This window comes from Flavobacterium salmonis, from assembly GCF_903819435.1.
Taxonomy (GTDB): domain Bacteria; phylum Bacteroidota; class Bacteroidia; order Flavobacteriales; family Flavobacteriaceae; genus Flavobacterium; species Flavobacterium chungangense.
Genome location: NZ_CAIJDP010000079.1, coordinates 161,414 through 185,147 on the forward strand (window position 1 = coordinate 161,414; position 23,734 = coordinate 185,147).

15 protein-coding genes and 2 pseudogenes are annotated in these 23,734 nt (G+C 30.8%); all 17 read right to left on the reverse strand.

Annotation, left to right across the window (positions count from 1 at the left end):
- Window positions 1–266 precede the first annotated feature (266 nt).
- Entirely contained in the window at window positions 267–446 is a 180-nt protein-coding gene (locus FLACHUCJ7_RS17210; RefSeq protein WP_180909773.1) for a hypothetical protein, read from the reverse strand.
- A gap of 113 nt (window positions 447–559) precedes the next feature.
- Window positions 560–1,660: pseudogene (glf, locus tag FLACHUCJ7_RS17215) on the reverse strand (UDP-galactopyranose mutase).
- A gap of 4 nt (window positions 1,661–1,664) precedes the next feature.
- Window positions 1,665–2,333, reverse strand: a complete 669-nt coding sequence (locus FLACHUCJ7_RS17220; protein ID WP_078228096.1) for a DUF707 domain-containing protein — start codon at window positions 2,331–2,333, stop codon at window positions 1,665–1,667.
- A gap of 60 nt (window positions 2,334–2,393) precedes the next feature.
- Entirely contained in the window at window positions 2,394–3,230 is an 837-nt protein-coding gene (locus FLACHUCJ7_RS17225; protein ID WP_180909774.1) for a hypothetical protein, read from the reverse strand.
- Between the two features lie 48 nt (window positions 3,231–3,278).
- Window positions 3,279–4,061, reverse strand: coding sequence for a hypothetical protein (locus tag FLACHUCJ7_RS17230; RefSeq protein WP_180909775.1), 783 nt, complete (start codon window positions 4,059–4,061; stop codon window positions 3,279–3,281).
- Window positions 4,062–4,152: 91 nt separating this feature from the next.
- Window positions 4,153–5,178 carry a glycosyltransferase family 2 protein gene (locus FLACHUCJ7_RS17235; protein WP_078228099.1) on the reverse strand — a complete coding sequence of 342 codons (1,026 nt, stop codon included), beginning with the start codon at window positions 5,176–5,178 and terminating at the stop codon, window positions 4,153–4,155.
- Window positions 5,179–5,207: 29 nt separating this feature from the next.
- Entirely contained in the window at window positions 5,208–6,518 is a 1,311-nt protein-coding gene (locus tag FLACHUCJ7_RS17240; protein ID WP_219634124.1) for an HlyD family secretion protein, read from the reverse strand.
- Window positions 6,502–8,712, reverse strand: a complete 2,211-nt coding sequence (locus FLACHUCJ7_RS17245) for a peptidase domain-containing ABC transporter (RefSeq protein WP_180909776.1) — start codon at window positions 8,710–8,712, stop codon at window positions 6,502–6,504. The genes FLACHUCJ7_RS17240 and FLACHUCJ7_RS17245 overlap by 17 nt, the downstream gene beginning before the upstream one ends.
- A gap of 120 nt (window positions 8,713–8,832) precedes the next feature.
- The gene (locus FLACHUCJ7_RS17250; RefSeq protein WP_078228102.1) at window positions 8,833–9,720 is read right to left on the reverse strand and encodes a thiopeptide-type bacteriocin biosynthesis protein; all 888 of its coding nucleotides are present in this window, start codon (window positions 9,718–9,720) and stop codon (window positions 8,833–8,835) included.
- Between the two features lie 20 nt (window positions 9,721–9,740).
- Window positions 9,741–11,939 (reverse strand): lantibiotic dehydratase family protein, encoded by a 2,199-nt coding sequence (locus tag FLACHUCJ7_RS17255; RefSeq protein ID WP_180909777.1) that lies wholly within the window; start codon window positions 11,937–11,939, stop codon window positions 9,741–9,743.
- Between the two features lie 3 nt (window positions 11,940–11,942).
- Complete coding sequence (locus FLACHUCJ7_RS17260) at window positions 11,943–13,631, reverse strand: S41 family peptidase (protein WP_180909778.1); 1,689 nt, start codon at window positions 13,629–13,631, stop codon at window positions 11,943–11,945.
- Between the two features lie 10 nt (window positions 13,632–13,641).
- The gene (locus tag FLACHUCJ7_RS17265) at window positions 13,642–14,916 is read right to left on the reverse strand and encodes a lanthionine synthetase LanC family protein (protein WP_180909779.1); all 1,275 of its coding nucleotides are present in this window, start codon (window positions 14,914–14,916) and stop codon (window positions 13,642–13,644) included.
- A 77-nt stretch (window positions 14,917–14,993) separates the two neighbouring features.
- Window positions 14,994–15,212 (reverse strand): class I lanthipeptide, encoded by a 219-nt coding sequence (locus tag FLACHUCJ7_RS17270; RefSeq protein ID WP_078228106.1) that lies wholly within the window; start codon window positions 15,210–15,212, stop codon window positions 14,994–14,996.
- A gap of 339 nt (window positions 15,213–15,551) precedes the next feature.
- Window positions 15,552–15,671 (reverse strand): annotated as a pseudogene (locus tag FLACHUCJ7_RS25685) (IS982 family transposase); the annotation flags it as partial.
- 119 nt (window positions 15,672–15,790) lie between these two features.
- Complete coding sequence (locus FLACHUCJ7_RS17275) at window positions 15,791–16,648, reverse strand: glycoside hydrolase family 16 protein (RefSeq protein WP_180909780.1); 858 nt, start codon at window positions 16,646–16,648, stop codon at window positions 15,791–15,793.
- A gap of 210 nt (window positions 16,649–16,858) precedes the next feature.
- On the reverse strand, window positions 16,859–21,388 hold the full coding sequence (locus FLACHUCJ7_RS17280) for a glycosyl hydrolase (RefSeq protein ID WP_180909781.1): 4,530 nt from the start codon (window positions 21,386–21,388) through the stop codon (window positions 16,859–16,861).
- Between the two features lie 357 nt (window positions 21,389–21,745).
- The gene (locus FLACHUCJ7_RS17285; RefSeq protein WP_078228109.1) at window positions 21,746–23,728 is read right to left on the reverse strand and encodes a RagB/SusD family nutrient uptake outer membrane protein; all 1,983 of its coding nucleotides are present in this window, start codon (window positions 23,726–23,728) and stop codon (window positions 21,746–21,748) included.
- Between the last annotated feature and the right edge of the window lie 6 nt (window positions 23,729–23,734).

Genomic DNA, 23,734 nt, shown 5'->3' on the forward strand with positions numbered 1-23,734 from the left:
AACCAGACTATCAAATCAATAATTTTAGTCATTAATTTTCTGAAAATACGTTTAGATTTCATTCACCAAACCATTTTAAAACAGGCTTTTCATCCCTAATTATTACAGGAAGCCACACATATGTCCCATCAATAGGATTCCGGTTTCCAACGGTCTGCCATGAAAATAAACTGATCTTTTTTACCCTGAACAGGAAAAATATATGTGCTTTGTGAATGAAAAGTAAGCTTTGTATCTTTACCAATACATGGGTTTCCTAAAGTTTCTCACAGTCCCCAAATCGAATTCGATTTAAAAGAACGTGCTTCATTTGGTTCCCAGCCTGTACAGCCTGAAGTTATCATATAATAAATTACGTCTTTTTTTAAAATTACCGGTGTTTCGTTATGACCAGTTGACGCCATTCGGGTCCATTTTTCTGTAAAATCTAAATAATCGTCTGTCAATTCAGAAATATGAAGCGTGAGATTTTCCTCAGAAGAATGGATAAGATAGGCTTTCTCATCCCATATACACCGTCAAGTCCCGCGACATCTGCCCTTTTACTCTTCCGCTAATATTACTTAAACATATTTATTTTTACTAAAGCTGAGGCAATAACTTGATGCATGTCATAATATTTATATTCGGCTAACCGTCCTCCAAAAATTACATTATTTTCTTTTTTTACTAACTCATTATACTTTGTAAGTATTTTATTATTATAATCATCATTAATAGGATAGTATGCTTCAGTTCCAGGTTTCCACTCTTGTGGAAATTCTTTAGTAACAATAGTTTTCGATAATTTACTGAATTCAAAATGTTTATGCTCTATAATTCGAGTATAAGGAATACTTTTTTCTGTGAAATTTACAACCGAAACACCCTGATAGTTTGGAATACTCATGAACTCATGTTCAAAGCGCAGGCTTCTATATTCTAAATGTCCCTATTTATAATCATAAAATTCATCTATTTTACCAGTATAAACTATATGTTTGGCTAATTTAGTAAGCTCATCACGATTTTTAAAAAAGTCTACTCCAATTTTAACTTCAATATCTTTTAAAAGTCCTTCAATTAGTTTGTTATATCCACCAATAGGAATTCCTTGATATTTATCATTAAAATAATTATTATCATAAGTAAACCTTACGGGCAGTCGTTTAATAATAAATGTTGGAAGATCTATAGCTTTACGTCCCCATTGTTTCTCTGTATATCCTTTTATTAATATTTCGTATATATCTTTCCCAACCATACTGATGGCTTGTTCTTCTAAATTTTTTGGTCGAATAAACCCGGCTTCCTTAACTTGATTTTTAATCTTCTCTTCTACTTCTACAGGATTTTTAATATTCCAGAGTTGATAAAAAGTATTCATGTTAAATGGTAAATTATATAATGTATCTTTATAATTGGCCAATGGTGAATATGTAAAATCTTTAAACTTTACAAATGAATTGACATAGTCCCATATATTTTTATCATTGGTATGAAATATATGAGGACCATATTTATGAACATTAATTCCTTTTATATTTTCACAATAGATATTCCCTCCTGCATGTAATCTTTTATCAATAACAAGACATTTTTTTCCGAGGTTTGTCATTTCACGTGCAAATACTGCACCATATAGCCCTGACCCTACAATTAAAAAATCATATTTTTTCATCTTTTTAAGTACTATATATTTTAAAACTTAAATTATATTTCTTCATGTAATCCAGCATCTCTTGATGATTGCTAGATTGTACTGGTCTGGTATGTAATGAATAGATGTCATCAATTATAGCCATATTAAATTCAGTATAATTAACAATTATACCCCAGTGAAAATCTAACCCCCAACCACTTTTTGATTCATTAAATGTGTGCAACACTTTTCTTAGCGCATCTCTTGAAAAACAGGGCTGCATGATTTCAACAAAATTTGTAAAACGGATAATTGAGTTTGCTTTTCGGAAAGTATGTGGGTGAGAAAAATATGAATTAGCTATAGCTGGCTGGGCTAAATCTAACTCATAATTTTCCATAAAATCAAACAACTTTTGTATATTATTCTGATCTATTGCTATATCATCATCTGGCATATAAAAAAAATCGTATTGATCAATTAATCTTTCATTATTTTTTAAATAATTGTAAATTAATTTAAATTTATTTCCCGTACCAACAGTAATAAAAGGAGTATCTAATTTAAACAATTCATACGAGTCATCATAAACTATTAAGTGGAGGTCAAATGCATTCTCACCTTTGATCCACTGTTTATGTAAACTTGAAGCCCCAACAGTTGCTATTATACAATGTTTTTTATTCTTGTGCTTCTTTTTTGTTAAATTCATGATTGATTCGTTTTAATTTTTGAATAAAAATTTTAAATTTTCAGGATTCTAAGATCAAATTCAAATGTTTTTTTCTTCTGAAAATTTTGCCGGATGATATAAGAGACTTTCTGTTATTTCCTGATCACATATATTGGGTTTAAACCTCATAGAATTGCCAAATAATTCATTAGACTGATTAATATCAATTCTTTTATAAAATCGGTTTTTGCAATTTTCAGGCACGTACGGGCCTAAACCTCCAAAATCCTGTATATTAAAACCTCCGTGTTTTAGCAAAGTTGGAATAAGCACTTCATGATGCCCCTGCCATCCATTTTTTAATTGATTGTGTAAATACTCTAATGCTTTATTTGAGAGACGGTATATTGGATTAAAGGACCGCACTTTATTTTCTGAAAGAATTATTTTTTTTTGATGAAATAATGTATTCCACCAATACCAATTGGGATTTTCATTGAAATCATTCATGTGAGAACTTATAAAATCTGCAGAATTAAATTTTAAAAAAAAAGCAAAAAAATCTTGCCAATTTCCGTTATAATGCACATCATCTTCAATTAACCAGTAAAAATTATATCCGGGATTTTCCAGAAAGAACTGCAGTAATGGAAAATGATTATTACCCGGCAATAAATCTTCCCCAATAGCCTTATAACCAATATCTGCAAGAATATCATTTGTGAAAGGAAATATTCTTATATTTTTTTTAAATTCTACATTTTCATCATTATGATTACTATGAAATAAAAGATAAGCTTTATGGTGATTACTAACTTTACTAAGGGATTCATATTTTTGATATATCACTTTATTAGTTTTGTTTGTTAATAGTAATAAAGCTGATTTCAAATTATTACATTCATTCACTTTAGAATTGTCTTTAAAAAATTCCATCAGATTCTTAGTTTTATTTCGTTAAAAGTTTCTGTGACCAACTATTTTTTAAACATTATATTTTTCTATTGCGTTTATCAATAAATAATAGAGGCTAATTTTGTTTTTTACACTAAATACTTCTATTATTTTATTTAGAGCAGTATTAATTTCAATAGCGTTATTTTCTAAAGTAAAATTTTCATTAAAAAAAGTATAGACAAAATTGTGCCATTCCATTTCCCATTTTTCTTCATAATAATCTACTTTAATATTTCTATATTCCTTTAAATAGGGTAGTAAAACATCTTTGTTCTCTAAGAAATATTGTTCGTTTAAATCTGTGATTTCTCGTGGCATATTTAAATCATATTGGGAATGTTCGATTTCTAACAGCCTTTTAATTATTTTTAATATGTCATTGTCAGAAATCTTTATTGCATTAAAAAAAATTGTAATAATCTGAAACATTATTTCATTTATTGATAAATGAAATTCATCCTTATATTCAGTAAAAGCAGAAAATAATAAATCCGTTAATCCAATATTGAAACCTTGCCAAGAATCAGAATCATTTTCAAATAATCCATAATGAATAGAATTATTTTTGAAATTCATAAAACTTCGAAAGTTTTCTTCTTTTACGATTTTTAATTCTGAAGGATTTTTAGCAAGAAACTCTTTAAAATAGCTATCTATTGACTTTGCAATTTCGAGAGCATTTTCTTTTTGTACTACAAACACTAATCTTATATTATATCCTCTTAGCTCGTTTAAATAAAAATAAAACGGCAAATTTTTATTTTGCGAAATAAAAGGAAATATAGCGTCTACTACTAAAATATCCCACATTAATTTATCGTAAAAAATAGAAATACATACATTTATTGTATCTTCATTCTGAATAACATTTGAGTTATTATTCGATTTGAATTTTATCTTTTTATTCGAAGTGAGCGTCTCCATAAGATTCTTCATTAACAGTTATTCTTTTATGGGTCAAATTTTTATTCATTTTTATGCGGTTACTCATTTGAGAAAAAAGCATTATTAATGATGAGCAAAATGCCTCATTCAATACTTCAAAATACTCTGAATTATTAGCAATTGAAATATCTCCTTCTTTGAAAATAATTTTATCATTGGAAATGAATTGTCCAAATTTCCAACTATCATCAAGCAAAATAATATTATATTCAAAACTTTTTTTTGTAATAAATATATTTTCAGTAGATTCTGAATTTAAAGTTGATTTTTCAACAATAGAACCAGCATACACCTCGTTATTACTAAAGCAGTAAACTAACTCAGTAATTGATGGTGTTTTATGTTTCATATATATATGTTTTATTTCTATGTTATTATACTCGTTTTTAAGGCGTTCAACATCACTATGAGGTAAAGCGTTTAGAAATTTTTCAGGAAACAGCACTACTTTTCTTCCTAACAATTCAAGACGATTTCTTAAGTCAAAATCTTCAAAACCATAACCTTTCATATTTTCATCATATCCTCGTAATGTTTCAAAATCATCTTTCTTTAAACATATCCTGCCACAACAATCTCTTTGTGTACCTTTATCTACTGATAAATATATATTTTCACCTTTTAAAAAAGACTCATTAATAAAATTAGCAAATCCTTCACCTATAAAATTGTCAGCATCTACATTACACACTATGTCTCCAGTGGCTTGTTTTGAAACAACATTCTTTGAATGACTCATTAAAAAATATTCGGGTTCACTCGTTTTTATGTATTTTAAGACACCTTGCTTTATATATTGAGACATTTCTGTATTTATCCATTTATCTAACTCGTCTGTTGAATTATAATTAAGCACAATAAATTCTACATTTCCATAATCTAAATTATCTTTAATGTTTTTTGGTAAAGTTTCTTTTAGAAAACTTAAACGATTCATACACACCGTACAAAAAGATATTTTATGTTTTTTTTTTGCAATCATGATTTATAATTAAAGCTTTTAAATAAAAATTAATTGTAGGTAAGTACCTCTCTGAATTTGTAGAATATGCGTTCCGCTACACTTAGATTTTCAGTAACAATTTCAGCGTTTCCTAGTAATTCCTGGGTAAATTTTAAACTTTTATTGTAGGATGTTTTTGTCCCTTTTGGAAGGGTAATAAAAACTGTATAATTCCCTTCCGTATCAGGAGATATAGAAAAATTTGTGACTTTACCAATAAGCATTCCATATTGCTGATATGGATAATTATCTAATTTGACAAATACTTTTTGTCCAACACTTACTTTTCCAGCGTTTTGAGCAGGTATCACGAGCTTCCCAACTAAATTGGAGGTACTTATTGGTAGAATTGTAAAAACTACATTCCCAACATTTACAAATTGATTTGCACCCCAAAAATCTTGAAAGCTAATAACACCATTTATCGAAGATATCAACGCATAGTTGTATTCCCAATTTCTAATTGCTTCTTTAAGTAAATCATACGATTGTTTCAAATTTTTTAATAATCTGGTACTGTCTTCCTGTTCATTAATTTTAGTACTTATTAGTGTATGGTTAGCAGAAGAAATATTTTCTGTAATCTGTGAAATAGAAATTGCCATCGAACTAATGTTTTTTTGAATTTGTATAAACTCTAATTCCTTTAATTCATAATCTCTTTGCGAAATAATACCTTTTTCAAATAAATGTTTATCTCTTTCAAAATCTATTTGTTTTAACTTAAATTCGCGTTCTTGCAACCGTTTTTGAGCAATTTGATTTCCTAACTGATTTTTTAATTCCTGAAGGGATATTTTATTATCACCTAATTGATTTGTATAGGGATCTAAATTTTTTAATAAAAAATAATCGGTGTAACTTTTTTCAAAATTCACATAGGCATTATTAATATCTCCTAATGTAAGATGAGAAGTTTTGTTAAATGGAAAGCGAAAGCTGTTTATCTCAAATGGAAGTGTATCAATAATATTTTTCAATAAATAAACATCCCTGAAATTCCCTGTATTTTTTATAATGGCTAATTTTTGGCCTTTTTTAACAGTATCCCTGTTTTTAATGAAAATTTTATCTAATTGTCCTGAATACCTTGATGTCACTTTTTCAGTAGGTTGGTTAGTTGTTACTAATATTTTAGCTGTTACAAAATCCGGATATTTGATAATAAAAGACAGGCAAACTATGATGCAAACAAACATAAAAACAAGTGTAATACCCCACCTGATAATCCAGATTGGTGGATTTGACAAAATTTCCTGAACTTCCTCGGATCTTAAATTTAAGTTATCTTCTTTTTGATTTTTAGGCATAGCTATCATTACTTAATTTTTCTAACTCCAATTGATTTTTCACTAAACTATAGTAAACTCCTTGTTTATCTAATAATTCATTATGCTTACCGGATTCTTTTACTTTACCATCGTCTATAACCACTATTTGATCTGCATTTTTGACTGTACTTAAACGATGTGCAATGATTACAACAGTTCTGTCTTTAAAAAAATGATTTAAATTTTCCATAATAATTCGCTCATTTTTAGCATCTAAAGCAGATGTTGCTTCGTCAAAAAATAATATATCCGGATTTTTATAAACTGCTCTGGCTATAAATAGACGTTGTTTTTGCCCCGTGCTTACCCCAACTCCTTCATTACCTATTTTAGTGTTAAAACCAAGGGGTAAGGATTGAATGAAATCATAAATATTCGCTACTTTTGTTGCTAGTATTAAGCGTTCCTGATCTATGCTTTCATCTCCCACTGCAATATTGTAAGCTATAGTATCATTAAACACATAACCTTCCTGCATTACTACACCACAATTGGCCCGCCAGCTTTTATGAGATATCGAGCTTAAATAATGTTCGCCAAATAAAATAGTTCCTTTTTCAATATCGTAGAACTTTAAAAGTATTTTCATTAGAGTAGTTTTACCACTACCGCTAGCACCTACAATAGCTGTTATTTTATTAGCAGGGATTTTTATGTTTATCCCTTTTATTGTATTTTTATTACTCCCTAAATACCTAAATGTTACATCCTGAATCTCTATATCCTGACCGGTTTTTATATTAGATATTAAATGTTTTTCTTTTCCTTCTTCGTCTTCTTTATTGTGAATTTCTCCTAACCGTTCTAAACTTATCTTAGCGTCTTGAGCCGCCTGAATAAAACCAACTAATTGCTCAATAGGGCTATTTAACTGACCAATAATATACTGAACGGAAAGCATCATCCCTAAAGTAATAGATCCATCAATCACTAAAAGCGCAGAGGTAAATGTGATTAAAATATTTTTTATTTGATTAATAAATGACGCGCCAACTGCTTGTGTTTGCTGTAAGGATAAACTTTGCATGGATACTTTAAATAATCGTGCCTGTACGTATTCCCATTTCCATCGTTTTTGCTTTTCGGCATTGTGCAATTTTATTTCCTGCATCCCATTAATAAGTTCAATAACGGTACTTTGTTCCTGACTCAATTGAGAAAAACGTCTGTAATCTAATTCTTTACGGCGTTTTAAAAAAAATAAAATCCAAAGCACATAAATGATACTGCCAACAGCAAATATGAAAAAGATAGATAAACTGTAATAAATTAGTACTGCTCCAAAAACAAATAAATTGACCATAGAAAACAGGGTATTTAATGTAGAACCTGTAAGTAAGGTTTCTATACGGCTGTGGTCATTAATCCGCTGCATAATATCACCCGTCATTCTGGTATCAAAATAAGATATAGGCAAATTCATTAATTTTATAAAAAAATCAGAGACTAATGAAATATTAATGCGGGTACTTAAATGCAATAAAATCCAACTTCTAAAAAAACCAACACTTGTTTGCCCAAGGAACAACATTACCTGAGCAATCAGTACTATATAAATAAAATGAATGTCCTGATTTTGTATACCAATATCCACAATACTTTGAGTTATAAAAGGAAAAATAAGTTGCAGTATACTACCAACTATCAAACCAATAACAAGCTGTAGAATTAAACTTTTGTATTTAAATAAATATTGAAAAAGGAAACGAAACGATTTTTTATCGGTTTCATTCCAGTTTATTTGTTTAAACCTTGGAGTAATTTCTAATAATAGAGCAATTCCTTCCTTTGTATCCTTTGTAGCATTATTACCTATCCAACAAGTAATAAACTCCTGTTTAGTATATGAAATAAGACCATATGAAGGGTCAGAAACATATACTATATCTTTTTTAATTTTATAGACTACTACAAAATGGGCTTTATTCCAATGAGCAATTAAAGGAAAAGAAGCCTCTGTAAGTGTATCAAAATCTAATTTAACACCTAAGGATTTAAAACCAATGGCTTCAGCGGCATCACTTAACTTGAATAAATTACTACCCTCTCTGGTGGTTTCTGATAAATCCCGAATATCTTGCAAAGAGATTAATTTACCATAATGTTTTGCTATAATGCGTAAACAAGTTGGACCGCAATCTTTAGAGTCGGGTTGTATATAAAAGGGAAAATCTTTTTTCAATATATGAATTACATTTAGGATTTAAAAAATATTATAAGTTTTGTCAAATTCATTGGTTTCAAACAAAAAAGTGAGACTAATTATAAAAAGTAGTTTGCATTTTTATTTGATAAAAATTAATCATAATTCCATTACTACTTCTTTATATTTCATTTGAGCTATTTTAGATTCATAGTAATATAAAAGTAAGTGATAACTAACAAATTCGTTTTCTCTACCTTTAGTTCTGTATAATCTATTAAAACTCATATGTGAAATACTAAATATAAGTTCGTCTATATTTTCAATATTTGATCCTTCCTTGATTATTTTAGCTATTGATTGTTCTATTTTTTGGTCTCTCATAGTTACGAAAGAGATCAATTCATTATGGTCTGTCTTTTTTGATAGAAAAGAATTTATTTCATTTTTGTTTTTTCGATATTTCAGACTTAACTGGCGTTTTAAATTAGTGTCATAATTCATTTCTTTTCTAAATGCTGACACAAATTTTTCCATTAGATATTTCTTTCTTTCTATAGGAATCTTAAATACATTAAGCAAACTATCTAAACTGTAAAGACCTGCTAACCATTGAACATTTTTAACTTTTGTGTTTTCAGTATAATCTAATATTTTTACAATCATTTCACTATCATGATAAAAAATATTTTCAATATCCTCTATATAATCTGTACCATATCTTTCTAATTCCCTGCTATACGTATCTGTTTGTAATTTCCAAATCAGGTTTTGTTCCATTAATGTTTTTGATAATGAACTTAAATCCTGGATAATAGGGAGGATGTTTTTTTGATCTGTCAAATAAACTCTGATACGTAAATGAAATTCAGGATCATAATATCTAATAAAAAACCATTTGTTTATATAATTATTCTCCTTCCAAATATTAATCATTGGTACAAAATAATCAACCAATAAACTATCTGCAGTTTTAACACCAGTATAAATTTTAAAATAGAACCATTCATCTCCTAAAATAAAATCCCTTTTACTATTTCCATCCATTATTCGATATTTTAATTGTATTAATTTTTGTAAAATGAAAAAACAAACTCATTAACAAAACCTTTTCCTTTAGGATCTGTACAAATTGTATCATCTGAAAAAAGAAATTCTTCCAAAAAGAAAAAACTTTTATTTTTAATTAGGCTCAACAACATCTTGATGCTAGAGAGATTATCAATATTAATTAATAGTTTATTATCTCCCTCGACTAGATAAACTAATTTTGGAATATTATATTTATTAGAAAACTCGACAAATTTTTCAAAAAGCTTCAGGTCATCTTTAATATCTAATATTCTTTTTATTTTATCAGATGTAATTTTCCATTTTGAAGTGGATAGGATAATATTTTTGTAAATGACTCTAGGAAAAAAAGTTAAAGAACTTGAAATCATTGCATTCCATTCAAATGTTAATGATTTTCTTTTATCGACTGACTGCATATCACATAAAAAACGGTAAATAGAAAGATTACTTAGCTTATAGTTATGCGCTGTAGTAAGTCTTGGACATATTTCTTTATTTAATTTTTTAGATCTTAAAAAAATACGATTATTTTTGATAGAAATCAGTAGGTCACTAATTGGAATTTGCTCTTCGTAAGATTTAGTAGATCTAGATAAAAAAGGTATTTCATAATTTCGTAAAGAAGGACGCATTAAAACATTTCCTATCCGATCTTCAGGTAAATGAACAATTTCAGCCAAAATTGTATTAGGATTCAAATTATTCTCAATAGCTACTATTTCCTCAACAAATTTATTTAGATTTAAATCTCCATGGCAAAATCTGCCAAATAAATTTCCAGCACTACTGCCTGAAAACGCACTCAAATGAATCATGGTTTGATTTTCTATAACTGCAATTTGTGCAATTGTAGAAAAAGTATCAGGTAAGTTTAGCCAATTAGATTCTAATATTTTTATTTCATCTTCTCGAATTTCAATAACTTTACTATCACTTTTTTCTGCTTCAATTATTTTATTAAATAAAAGGACATCAATTTGTGACAATTTAGCACTTGTTTCTTTGCTGTCAGAATTATTGAACATTATATCATCAATGAATGGATTTGGATCTCCTTTTCCTGAATTAATTGGATAACCCAAACCAATTTCGTTATCAAGTGCTAAGGCTAAAGAAATCTCTTTGGTTTCATACCTTTCATAAAAAGCTTTTTTAAAGTCTGATAAATTTGTATTGTTGTTTTTTGTAGATGAAATCTTATTGATTAAAGTTAGACCTTCATAGATGTTATTTACAAGATCTCCATTTAATGTATTATGATTATGTCCAATAATTAGATCCGTTTGAAAAACATATTTTTCATTAAATGCAATATTAAATTCTTTAAGTAGCTCTATTATTTCTAAATACGCATCTACGCTGTTTGGATCATCATTATCCAATTCAGCTAATTTTAATTTTATTAATGTTAGATTCTCAATTAATGAACTTTTATTATCGATCCTCTTCAAAACAGATACTATATGATCAAAATTTTCCATACCGGAAACGGTCTGTTCTAATTCACTTACTAAGATTTGACTATCAATTAACTCTATTATAAATTCTCTAGCATCATCAAATTCAATATCATTACTGACAAGTAGATTGGAAATTTGAGATATACTTTTACCTTCACCACAAAATTGAATAATTTTTTTAAGATAATCTGACGATTCAACTTCAATCATTTTTTGGACTAAAGTAACGTTATCATTATATTTAGATTCGATAAAACGTAAAAAATTGCCCAATTCAAAAAGACTATTATTGGGAAAGAAATTTAATTGTTCCTTGATTGAAGGAATTTCTTTCAAATACTTTATTAGTAGTCCCGTTAGATCCATATCAAGTCTAGTATGTCTCTTATTTAATGAATTCTCCCTCTCAATTCTACTTTCGTTCAAAAAATGACCAGTAGAACATCCTGAAAACAAACCAAATGGAGTGGGTCTGGAACATATTCTAGACAAATATTTTAAAAATGAGTTTCGAATTTCTCCTTTTTCATCTAAATTTTGACCTGTTGACCATTTTTCAACCTCTTTATAAAAAACTGGTGACGCCAGGAAAATGGCTTCTTTGATTGTTGAATCTAAAAAAATATGTTTTAATTGCTCATCAGTAACCTTATTTTCTTTTGTGAGTTTTAAAAAAAAATCTATTGTTAAAAGGGGGGTACGTAATACGTATGTGTCAAAAATTTTGTACATAAATTAGTTTTCTTTGTTTTTTGTAGATTTTATCAATTCAATTCCTTTAAGAATATATTGATCCTCAGTAAAATTTGACGTGGTTTGGTTAACATAGTGATCTATTTTCAATCCTTTTCTTTGTACTCCAGTTCCATCGGGATAAAACGCACCCATAGTAGTGAATCGAAATTCTGTACCATCAGGTAGTTTAAAAATGGCAATATTCATTACAGAACCAGCTGTGTTTTCACCTACTGTTATACAATTAGGAGATGCTTGAATAGCCATTCCTACAAACTCTGCCATACTTTGAGTGGTTTGATCTACTAATAAAATAATCTTTTTATTATAGTATTTTGAATTTTTACCTCCGTTTTTAAAAGGATCTATTATAAGGCTAATCGAAGGCTTACCAAAGCCTGCTAATGATGGTCTATCTTTTAATGGCGATAGAACTTTAATAAATTCTTTCCTGTCTGGATAGGTGTATTTTGTAATATCTGACCCTCTAATATTTTTTGGATAATTTCTTAAATCTATTATAATCCCATCCGTGTTAGAAAATGCTTCAAAAGCATTTTTGATATCCTCTTTAGAAATTGTTTTTAAATTTATATAGCCAATATTATCATCAATAAGTTGCCATTCTTTTTTATAAGAAAATAATGGAAGCGAAGAGTAATCTTTATTTTCAAAGGTTTTATAGAGATAAATATATTTTGTAATAACAGAATCGTTTCTTTTAATTCTAACTTTAACACTATCTTCTTTATTACGCAGCAACCACCCAGAAAACCCTTTTGAATAAGTATCATTCGAAGAAGAAAATTTTGATTGTATCTTTTGCTTTTGAAGTGTTTTAATGTCTAGGTCATTAATTTCAACAATCAAATCCCCCAATTTCAAATCATCTTTTTTTGCTAAATTTTTATTAAAAATCCTTGTAACAACTAAAGTGTCATTAATATTCTTTATTCCGATTGGAGCTCTATATTTAAATAGAGAATCGGATACTGTTTTTGATAAAGAAATAGAATGTGAATCATTAAGTGATACAATTAAGTTGTTCTTTGCTAACTCATATTCTAATTTAGAATTACAGTTTACGAAGTTACCAATAAAATAATCTAACTGACCAAACCAGTTTTTATCCATCAAATATTTATTTACATAATAATATTGGATGACGTTCCAAAAACTGAATAACTCTAATAGCCTATGGCTTTTAATTTTAGAATCAAATGCTATAAATCCTTTCTCATTTTCGAAAGTCGGGATTCCACTTTTTGAAGTGTAGTAGTAACCTATACTTGTATTGTTTTCTAATTTTTTTAACTTGGTATAAAGTTCTTTATTGTCCGAATACTGTTCTATCCAGTTATAATCAAAATTTTTTGTGAATAGATTATTCGTATTTGTCTCGGTCTTTATTTTACTTTCTTTGACTGATACAACAAAATTTAATAAAAAAGAATCAAGATTTGTTTGTGTCTTTACTGCTGCGTCTAGTTTGTCAATATTTTCAACGAAAATTTCGTCCCAATTGTAATTTCCTTTGCTTACTTCAGAATGATGGTACTTTAGAAGCCCCCATACCAAACCAAATTGTTTGTATTTTTCAATACTGGTAATAACTTGCTTTTCTTGAGAAAACATTTGCATAATAAAACAAAAGCAAAGCGTAATTGCGAAAATATTTTTTTTGTTCATGAAGTTCTTTTTAATATTTGATCATTAACAACTCTTCAGAAATCGGTGCTTCTGAATATAAAAATTTATGATAACAGATAAGGACTCCGGTAAGTCCTTCAAGTATAGAAATATTTTTTTCTGTAGAATTTGGAATTGCGAAGCCATAATAAACATACTCATTTGATTGTATTTCAATTTTTTTATTGAGTGTTTCTTTTAACCAATAATTTGCTGCATCCCAAAATACTTCATTATTTGAAATATTATATATATTTAAAAATAAAATGGCTATACCGCAAGTGCCATGACAAAAGCCAGCATCAATACTATGTTTTTCTCTTTTAAGGGTACGACTGGCTACAAAAACTAATTTTTCTAAAATTACTTTTTCAAATATTTTTTTTTCTAGTAGTATAGAAGCCATCAATAAGGTGTATAAAACTCCTAAATCGCCATAACACCAACCTAATCTTGAATTTTCTGCGGTTAAGGTATGCTGTTCAAAATCGACGGCTAGTATTTTAAATGGGTAATAACTGTAAATTACTTTTGTAATTATTTGTGTATTATTAAGATAAAACTTTATTGAATTATCTATCAAATCATTAACTATTATTGTTAAGTCCTCTGTTAAAATATTTTTTTTTGATAAAACCTTTGATAAAAAGAAAATATTTGACCCTATACCATGTGCATTTCCCATATCAAGGACAATATCAAAAACATCATAAGAGTCATATTTTTTCCAATAAACATAACCTTCTTTTGTTGTTGTTGATGTTGTGCTTAAAATTTTGACAATATCATTAACTCTAATCTTATTTTCTCTTTCGATGAAATAGAGACCAATACCAAGTAAACCATGCAAAATATCTAGATTGTCTTTTTCATTGTATATATCTATGTGTTCTTCTAGTACTTCATCAATTTCCTCTAAAATCTCATCAATCTGATTGTTTAATTCTTCATTGAACGTGTCAATAAATTTATTAGACTTTAATTTTAAAAGAAAAATACCATAACCAGCTAAACCATCGCAATAAGTTGGAGTTAATTTTTCTGTGTTTTCAAGAATTTTAATCGTTTTCTGGATATATTCATTTAATACTTCTTTGTCATTAACAATTGGACTAATTTTAGAATATTCAAATAAAGCCAGAATTATCCCAGGTAAGCCAGAAAGAAGACCAATATGATTCGAGTTTCTATACTCTTTTATACTATCCCAATCTAGAAGAAATTTTAAAATAATAGAAATTTCTTTTGTAATTAACTTTTCTGTATATGTATCAATTTTTTTCAATTTTTTTCAATTTTTTTAACACAATAAAATGGTAGAAAAAATCTACCATTTTTATTGTGTATAATATTCAAAGCAATTTATTGGGTATATCCCATAAACGGTTCGCAACTTTCTTTGTCAGGATCTGTATTACAACTTCTCTGGGGGCCCTCGGAAGCTGTAGCACAGCCATGATAATTACAACAAAGAAAACCAGTGCATTCCGAGTAAGATGTAGTTCCACCTCCCTTAATTGATAATTTTTGTTCATCTGTTAACTCAGAAATTACTTTTTTTTTAAGATTTAATTTTTTCATTTTTATTAAATTTTATTGCCTTGAAAAGATAAAAAGACACTCAAGGTTTGTGTCTGCCAATTGCGCAAAAGGGTATTTTTATGCTAAAAATATCTGTTTTTAGACTTCTATTTTTACTACAATAATTTTTTTACTTTGCTCATTTTTTTGATTTTTAATAAAATACATTGTCTTGAAAAGACACTCGTAATTTGAATTCTATATTACTAGACAAAAGACTTTATTTAAGATTAAAAAAATCTATTTCATTTAAATTAAAAGGATAAAATCTTATTAATTTAAATAAGCAAGATTTCAAATGTAGGATTTGGTTTCAAAAAAAAAGGGGGGCATAGCGACATATTTTGAGGGGTAAATCAGTAAAAAAATAGCCGGTAATTTATCAATCATTCTTCCTAATGCTTTTGCATAAGCTGTTTTTCCTGGTGTTAAATGAAATGCTATTGGAATACCTGATTTTTTGTCGTTCCATAAGCATTAATATATACTCAGTCATTATCTTTTCATTATTTTCGTAAATCGATTGCTTTGGCTGAAAAATGAAGATATAAAACTTATAAGTATCGAATATTTTAATTTCATTTTAATTGTTTTTGATAAACCCTGATATAATCTATTATGTATTGTGATGGTAAATTATCGCTTGTAAATTCCCCGCCGTTCATTCCTCCTACTGCCAGATTTACCAGTAGATAATGTGGCTGCTGAAAAGGTTTTATCTTTTGATTTTTATACTTCATTGATTCTGAAATATTTATTTCATTCAATAACTGGTCATCAACATATAATCTGATCCATTTGGCATCCCAATCCATTCTCCAGATGTGAAATTTGTCCACCCAATTTTCATTAAAATCACTTAGCATTTTTGTCGAACTGTCCCAGACTGTTTTCGATTCATCTGATTTCCAGCATGCATTTGCTAATATTTTTCCGGTGTAATATTCCATAATATCAATCTCCCCGTTCTCAGGCCAGTTTCCATCTACACCCAAAGTCCAAAAGGCCGGCCAAATCCCTTTTGTAACCGGAATTTTAGCCCGCATTTCGAATCGCCCATATTGCCAGGAATGCTTTCCACGGGTTATTAAACAAGAAGATGTAACTTTTACAGAATCTCTATTTTTTGTCCAGTCGGAATGGGTTTTAGAAACAAAGTCAGGATTTGATCTGTTTTCTTTTAGGGCTTCAATAATCAGGAAACCGTTTTTGCAGAAAGCATTTTCTTTTTGATACCACTGGGCTTCCTGATTTCTTACAAAGCCGGTTTCGTAATTCCAGTTCTTTTCATCCGGAATCCCATCAGCCGTAAATTCATCACCCCAAACTAATTGATATCTTTCATTATTTAATTCTTTGTCTTTATTTTGAACAAAAGCAAAATTTAATGACAATAGGCTTCCTATTATTAGTAAAAAACAACTCCTAAATTTCATTTCTATATATTTTAAAATCAATTCGTTAAAGATTGATGAGTTATATTGTCTTAAAAAGCAATGACTTTATTAAAGTCTTTTATTCTATTTAAGTTAAGCTTACTATATCATCTCTTAAATAATAAAAATGGGGGATCGCTCAAAATCCCCCATCATTACAAAAACACATTATAAAACCAAACTAACTTTATTTTTTGATTTAATTAATCATTATTTTTTGACAACCCTGATTGCTTTATCCGGATAAGAATGAAGCTTTACAAAGTATAGTCCTGAGCTATTATTTTCCAGATTTAGTTGAACTTTACCGTTTTGAACTTCATAATCCGATTCAGAAATTAATTTTCCGCCTACAGTATAAATTGTAATTTTTTGCACACCATCAGCTATGGGGAAACTAATATCGAACTGTCCTGAGGTAGGATTTGGAAAAGCGGTTAAATTACCTGAAATCCCAGCGGGTTTATTGGTCGATAATGTCGTATCAACACTTCCGTAAAATTCAAGTTCAGCTATATTTCCGTAACCGGTTGGTGTGTACCAATAGATATATCTGTATTTTGGAGTTGCCAAACCAGAATCCTGTGTAAAAACATCATTTGCCGGTGTGCTTGTTATTATATGCAAAACTTCATAAGAATTGAGATAATCTTCGCTGTTCGAACCGCGAATTTCACTTCCGGTTATACGATTGCCAAAACCATTTCGAGGAACATATCTGATGTCCGTCAGACTTGCTTTTCCATTCGTTCCAAAATCATATCCTACATAACCTGTTGCAGTAGGACCATCAACATAAGTCGTCAGGTTTTCATCAAAAGCCTTTTCAATTGTAGCACCATTACTTTGATACGATCCGGTATGTCCAATTATGCTGCCCGTAATCTTTTGTCCCTGTGCAGGTGTTGCGGTTAGAAGATTTGATTCAGGGCCTTCGCCTAAAGTATTAAAGGCTGCAATTTTATAATAGTACGGTGTTCCGTTTGAAACTGATACGTCGCTATATGCATTTGTTGCAACAGTTGCTATAGTTGTAAAAGGGCCTGATGATGAAGTGGATCTTTTTACATAAAAACTAACATCATACATGAAATCCCATGTCAGATTTACTTTTGCATTACCGTATGCTAAACTTGCATTTATAACGGCTGGCGGAATTGCAAATGCCATTGTTTTTACATTCAAAGGTGTAGAATACTGACTTTCACCACCTGTATTTACAGATGCCAGTTTATAGAAATAATCTTTGTTTTCTTGTAAATTAATATCGTCCAGAGTGGTTTCTTTTAGATAAACCGCGACATTTTCATACGTACCATTCAGCGTTTCGGATCTTTTAATTGTATACGATTCTGCTCCTGCAACAGCCGTCCATTTTAGGTTGATTATGGATTTAGACAATGCCTTTCCTTCAATATTTGAAGGCGTTGCTGCAATTGGAGCCTGCTCAAATACCATAATAGCCGAATATGCTGATTCTGTATTGTCTTTACCCACTACTTTGATTCGGTATTCTGCTCGTGAATGCACTAAATCAGTTTTCTGGGTAACTTTGTAATCTGTTGATTCATAGAAAACCGAAAAATCATTTTCGCCGGTTAATTTTCTTTCCAGAATATATTTATTTACCAAATCGTTATTAGTCCCTGTCCATTTTATGGTAATGTTTTGGTAGTCGGATGACAGTTGGTAACTCAGTGTTTCAACTTTTGTTTTCCATGTTGAAATATATTCTCTGTTTGAGCTGTACGCTTTGGCAGAAGTATTATTCGCATAATATTCTCCAGCAGGGGTTAATACCACATAACTTGTAGCTGTACTTGAAATAACAGGTGCAGTTTGAAGCCATACATAATTTTGCCAGTTTGGATTTCTTGTTTTAAAAGCATCGTCTATTGTAACATACATTGCTCTTGCATCCTGTACCCAGTTATAGATCGAATAGCGCTCAACATAATCAGTGGTCTCTAATACGGTTAATATTGCGGCTAGATCATTTTTATGCTTGATTGCATTTGCATCTGTTAATAAAGTTGGGCCGTCAGGAAAATTATTTCCTGTCCAGTTTGCCCCTATATTCCATTCTGTAATCCAAAGCGGTCTTTTGTATCTGTCATAGACATTTTGAAGATCACTTTTCCATTGTGCTGCAGTTTTATACCAATAACAGTGAATCGCAATGTAATCGATTCTGTAATTATTAGCCTCAGCCTGCATCATAAAAGTCCCCATCCAAGGATTAAAAGGATCAGATGTAGCTGGAGAACCTAATCGCAATCCTGATTTCATTAATGCCGGCCAGGAAGCTATAGCGGCTTCAACTGTCATATTTGACTGATCAGGACGATCGGGTTCATTAAATCCTAAAAGATGCGTATAACCTTCTTTTGTATAAGCTGGAGTAAAGGAAGGCCAGAAATTAGTCTGTCTTATGGGTACATACTCAATATTGGGTGTAGAATTCATTCCGGTATTCCAGTTGTAATACCACGTAATATTGGTTGCCTCCATCGCCTCTGTACTTCCGCCAGCGAGCCCTTTTTTATTGACTTCATGCCATTTCATTGTTCTGATAAACGAAATAGTTCCGTTTAAATTAACAGGCAGAACCGGAATTTCCAAATCCTGATTTTCTGCTATAAAAACCCTGCTGTAACCGCTTCCGTCTGCATTTGAAGCAAAAGTTGCCATATAGCCTTTTTTCAATTTGAATGACTTAATCGCGTTATCAAATGAACTTAAATTATCGTGTGGCGTAACGGTTTCATATTGCTGAGAAGTACCTGCGAAATTTTCTGCTGTAAAAACTTCTAACGGTTTTAAATCTGAAGTATAAGGAGCTACAACAGCACCTCCTGCATAGTTCGACACTATAACATTAGTTCCGTTACCGGCCAAAGTTCCATTTACGGATATATATTGCAGATAAGAACTGATCACAACTGATGGTTTAACATTTTCAAAATACACCTGTGCATTTGCTGAATTTAAGTTTATCGTTGAATTGATTAACGGATTGTAGGCATTTTTTAAATACAAAGAAGCCGAAGAATTTAAAACCACTTTTGATTTTGCGTAAGCTCCAACATTCACACTACTCGAAATATCAGCAGTTTGCAATGAAGGACTGATAACTTTTTCGGGTGCATAGGCTGCATTTTCAAAAGTTACGGAACTCACTTCCATATTAACTGCACCAACTGCATAATTTTTACCAATAATGATACTTGCAAGCTGCTGGGTCTGAATTTTTAAATCGCCAATTCCAAAAAGGGCTTTATCGCCTGTAATATTGATATAATAGATTCCTGCACTCTGAGACTGAAAAGACAAATCTCCTTTTCTCAATTTATTAACAGCACCTGTTGTAAAGCTTTTCGATGAAATAACCGTCCCGCCACCATTCGCGGATGTAGAAACAGATACACTCATTTGAGAACCGGGAGCTAAATTTGAAATGTACTCATACAGCCATGAAAATTGATAATCCCTGGAAGCTTCCAATTGTACCGGAAATGAATAAACCGAGTTTTCAGCCGTACCGTCCCATCTAATATAAAGCAATCTTCCTGCATAATTTGAATCATCCGATTCTAAAGCATGTCCTGATGTTACATCCATATATCGTGTTCCGCTGGCCGCATTTGCTGTATTGAAAATCGCGGAGGATAATGAGTTGGTCCAGTTATAAGCCGCTGGCGAACCTGAATTATCATTAACAAAACCATCCCAGGTATTGATTAAATTTGAAGATTTCAGTTTTAAATCCCCAATTGCCATAAGTCCGGATCCTGCTGTAATAGTTACGTAATAAACACCATCAGCATTTGAAATAAAAGACAAGTCTCCTCTTCTTAATTTATTGGCATTTCCGGTTGTAAATGTTTTAGAAGCAATAACTCCGGTTCCGTTTGCAGCTGCTGATATGGCTACATTTATAGGAGTTCCGGGAGCAGAATTTGATATATATTCATAAATCCATGAAAACTCATATTTAAGATCTTTCTCTAATTTTACCGGATAACTGTAGGTTGAAGCAGAATAAGCGCTATTATCCCAGCGAATGTACATTATTCTTCCATTGTAAGCTGTATTATCTGATTCGAATGTATGCCCGGAAGTTACATCCAGATATCTTACACCACTGGTAGAATTAGCGGTGTTCCATGGTAAACTTGCCGAAGTATTGGCCCAACCGTAATCATTTGGTTTACCCGAATTGTTCCCTGCAACACCTGCCCATCTGCCAAGCAGGTTATCTGATCCGTAAACAATTGGTCCTGATGAAATATCAGTTACAAAATCTAATGGTTTTGAGGTTAAATAATGACCATCCTGATAAATATTTACAAGACTATTTTTTACCACGTACCTGTAAGTCTGTTCCTGAGCATTATCAACAGAAGTACTTAAACTTTCTACTGCTGATAAAACTGTGGAATGATTAAAAGTAGTTTTATCCAAAGAAGTCCGGAATCCAAGTCCGGAAGTATTTTTAACTTCTACATCCAATCCCCTGCCCAGAGCTGAATTTATTTTGGTCTTTACTTCCAGCGTAAATTCTGTCTGACTGGATAACGGGAAAGATAGTATATCCGGAGCAGCACTATTACTAAATGTTTTTGAACCGTTTAATGTCGTAGCCAAATTTACTTTAACCGGAAGATTAGGAGCCTGTGCCTGTATTCGGAACAAAAAGACCGACAGACCGAAAAATAAAAAGGTGTATAATTTTTTCATATGAAGTCTTATTTAAAAATTGTTTTAAAATTTTTGTTTTACTTTTTAGTTAGTGACAAATTAATTTGATGCAGAAACCAAGAAACTCCTGCAGTTAATAACCGGTAAAAATGTATGGATCCATCTGAATTACTGCTGGATTATACAAAAAAAGCAAATCCAGTTTCATAAAGACCACCGGCATTATTCTTTTACAAATAATGCCTTTGTGGTCAATACTTCTTAAAAACTATTAATTGGTGGGCAAAAAATTAAATCTTTTTAATCAATGTACGATTTGTTGATAAGCTTAAACTTTGTGGTAATTTTAAGCAATTAACTTTGTGGTATTAGTACATTTAAATTGACATTTTAGAATTATAATACACTTTCATCCGCAACAGCATCCTGCCATTTATCCCAAACCTTAATGTTAGGGTCATAACCATCATAACCGTAGTTCTGACTTAATTTACCTTTAATATTAGCTGTTATATCACCGTTTGGTATAGGCCAGTAATTATTACGTTTGTCCATAGTATAGAATTTAGTACCATTTGGCACAACAATTCCGCTTGGATATTTGTTATATAGTGTGTAGTGTACGATACGCTGATACCAGTAACTGCCTCCGGCATTGTCTGTTCCTGACTGCTTGTCCCAATTGCTTAAACTGTACGTTTGCCCCCATTCATCGGGTTTTCCGCTTATGGCTAAACAATGCGAAATACGTTTTAATTCTACATTTCTCCATTCTTCCAGATAAAGTTCTCTTCCTCTTTCTGCACAAATATCACCAATAGTTACCTGTGTGTACATTTGCGAAGCTCCCGCTCTGGCTCTGACAGCATTTACATCCTGTGCTGCACCTCCAACATTTCCCTGATAAAAACGTGCTTCTGCTCTTAACAAATAAGTTTCGGCTAAACGATACAGGTACCAATGCGCCTTACTTCCGGTACTTGCCCCTTGAAAATCAGTCGCATTTGCATTGGTTTCATTCACAACATCATGCAGGTAGATTTTATATAACGGAAAATCGAACCATTCACGAAGGGTATCTCTGGATAACAGAACACCATTATGTTTCATTCTAAAATTTTGCTGGTAGTATGCAGAGGTTTTATCACTGTATTTAAGATCTTCCATATTGACCCAGTTACCAACAGTATTATTATGTCTAAGATCCTGCTTGTCCTCAATACCGTTTACGACCCACATAGGATGCTGTGAATAATAGGAAGCACTAATCGTTGCAATACCACGCCCCAATGCTCTTGCATAATCGTATTTGACCTGATAATTTGCATTATTTGAGGCAAAACGAGCTGCTGCCTGTTTTCCATCAGGTGTTGTTAGTGTGCCCGAATTCCAGTTAGGTCCAAAAATTCTCATGGAAGCAAATGGTAAAAATGATTGTACACCACCATTGGGCATTATCATGATAGCTTCTTTATTTGCTGCAATGATTTTATTTTCTGGTCTGTGCAAATCCCAGATAACATTTCTGGTAATCGTCCATGTTTGTGGATTTCCTCCCGGATCAAAAGTTCCAAAATTGCTTTGCATTAAAGAATACCCGGATTGATTGATCAGAATATTGGCCTGTGCTTCAGCTTCAGCAAATTTGCCTGATGCCAGATAACATTTAATCAATAACTGACGACACGCCCCTTTATTCACCACACCTAAATATGGCAGTTTTGACTGTTCCGGAACCCATTCAACAGCTTTTTCCATATCAGCTGTAATCATTTCAATGATAGCTTCTTTCTTAGTCGAATAATAAGTTTGCTTAGGAATTTCCAAAATTTTTGTAATTAGGGGTACATCTCCAAATTGATATACCAGATTTAAATAACGGTATGCTCTATGAAAATAGGCCTGACCGATATACTTATTCTTAACTTCCTGAGTTAAACTCGTTACCTTATCAATATAGGTCAATATAGTATTGGCATGCTTAATACCACTATAAGCTTCACCCCAGTAAAATCCAAGGTAAAAATCATCATTTGGATCTGTTTTAAAACTTCCGGTAGGGACTATAGTATTGGCAAAATCAGAAATTGTACTGCTATTATCCGTCTTTCCATATTTTGCCATATCAGAGAAAACATATTCTGTACCAATAGGCACACTATTACCGGCACTTCTAAAATGGATATAATTATTACGGAGTTGTTTATCAGCACTTGCCAAAACTGCCTGCAAACCGGATTCTGTAGTAAATGTAGTTTCAGGCTCGTAAAAGGAAAGTGGGTCCGGCTCCAAAAAATCCTTTGAACAAGAAACCAAAAGAGCAGTCACTGCTACTATAGATACAAGTGCTGAGATTTTATTTTTTATATATTTTTTCATTGTTGA

Coding starts and splice junctions, on each gene's coding strand:
- FLACHUCJ7_RS17225 (WP_180909774.1), bottom strand. CDS start 3,230: ATGGAATTTTTTAAAGACAATTCTAAAGTGAATGAATGTAATAATTTG.
- FLACHUCJ7_RS17255 (WP_180909777.1), bottom strand. CDS start 11,939: ATGTACAAAATTTTTGACACATACGTATTACGTACCCCCCTTTTAACA.
- FLACHUCJ7_RS17285 (WP_078228109.1), bottom strand. CDS start 23,728: ATGAAAAAATATATAAAAAATAAAATCTCAGCACTTGTATCTATAGTA.
- FLACHUCJ7_RS17280 (WP_180909781.1), bottom strand. CDS start 21,388: ATGAAAAAATTATACACCTTTTTATTTTTCGGTCTGTCGGTCTTTTTG.
- FLACHUCJ7_RS17235 (WP_078228099.1), bottom strand. CDS start 5,178: ATGATTGCAAAAAAAAAACATAAAATATCTTTTTGTACGGTGTGTATG.
- FLACHUCJ7_RS17260 (WP_180909778.1), bottom strand. CDS start 13,631: ATGAACAAAAAAAATATTTTCGCAATTACGCTTTGCTTTTGTTTTATT.
- FLACHUCJ7_RS17220 (WP_078228096.1), bottom strand. CDS start 2,333: ATGAATTTAACAAAAAAGAAGCACAAGAATAAAAAACATTGTATAATA.
- FLACHUCJ7_RS17240 (WP_219634124.1), bottom strand. CDS start 6,518: ATGATAGCTATGCCTAAAAATCAAAAAGAAGATAACTTAAATTTAAGA.
- FLACHUCJ7_RS17230 (WP_180909775.1), bottom strand. CDS start 4,061: ATGTGGGATATTTTAGTAGTAGACGCTATATTTCCTTTTATTTCGCAA.
- FLACHUCJ7_RS17270 (WP_078228106.1), bottom strand. CDS start 15,212: ATGAAAAAATTAAATCTTAAAAAAAAAGTAATTTCTGAGTTAACAGAT.
- FLACHUCJ7_RS17250 (WP_078228102.1), bottom strand. CDS start 9,720: ATGGATGGAAATAGTAAAAGGGATTTTATTTTAGGAGATGAATGGTTC.
- FLACHUCJ7_RS17275 (WP_180909780.1), bottom strand. CDS start 16,648: ATGAAATTTAGGAGTTGTTTTTTACTAATAATAGGAAGCCTATTGTCA.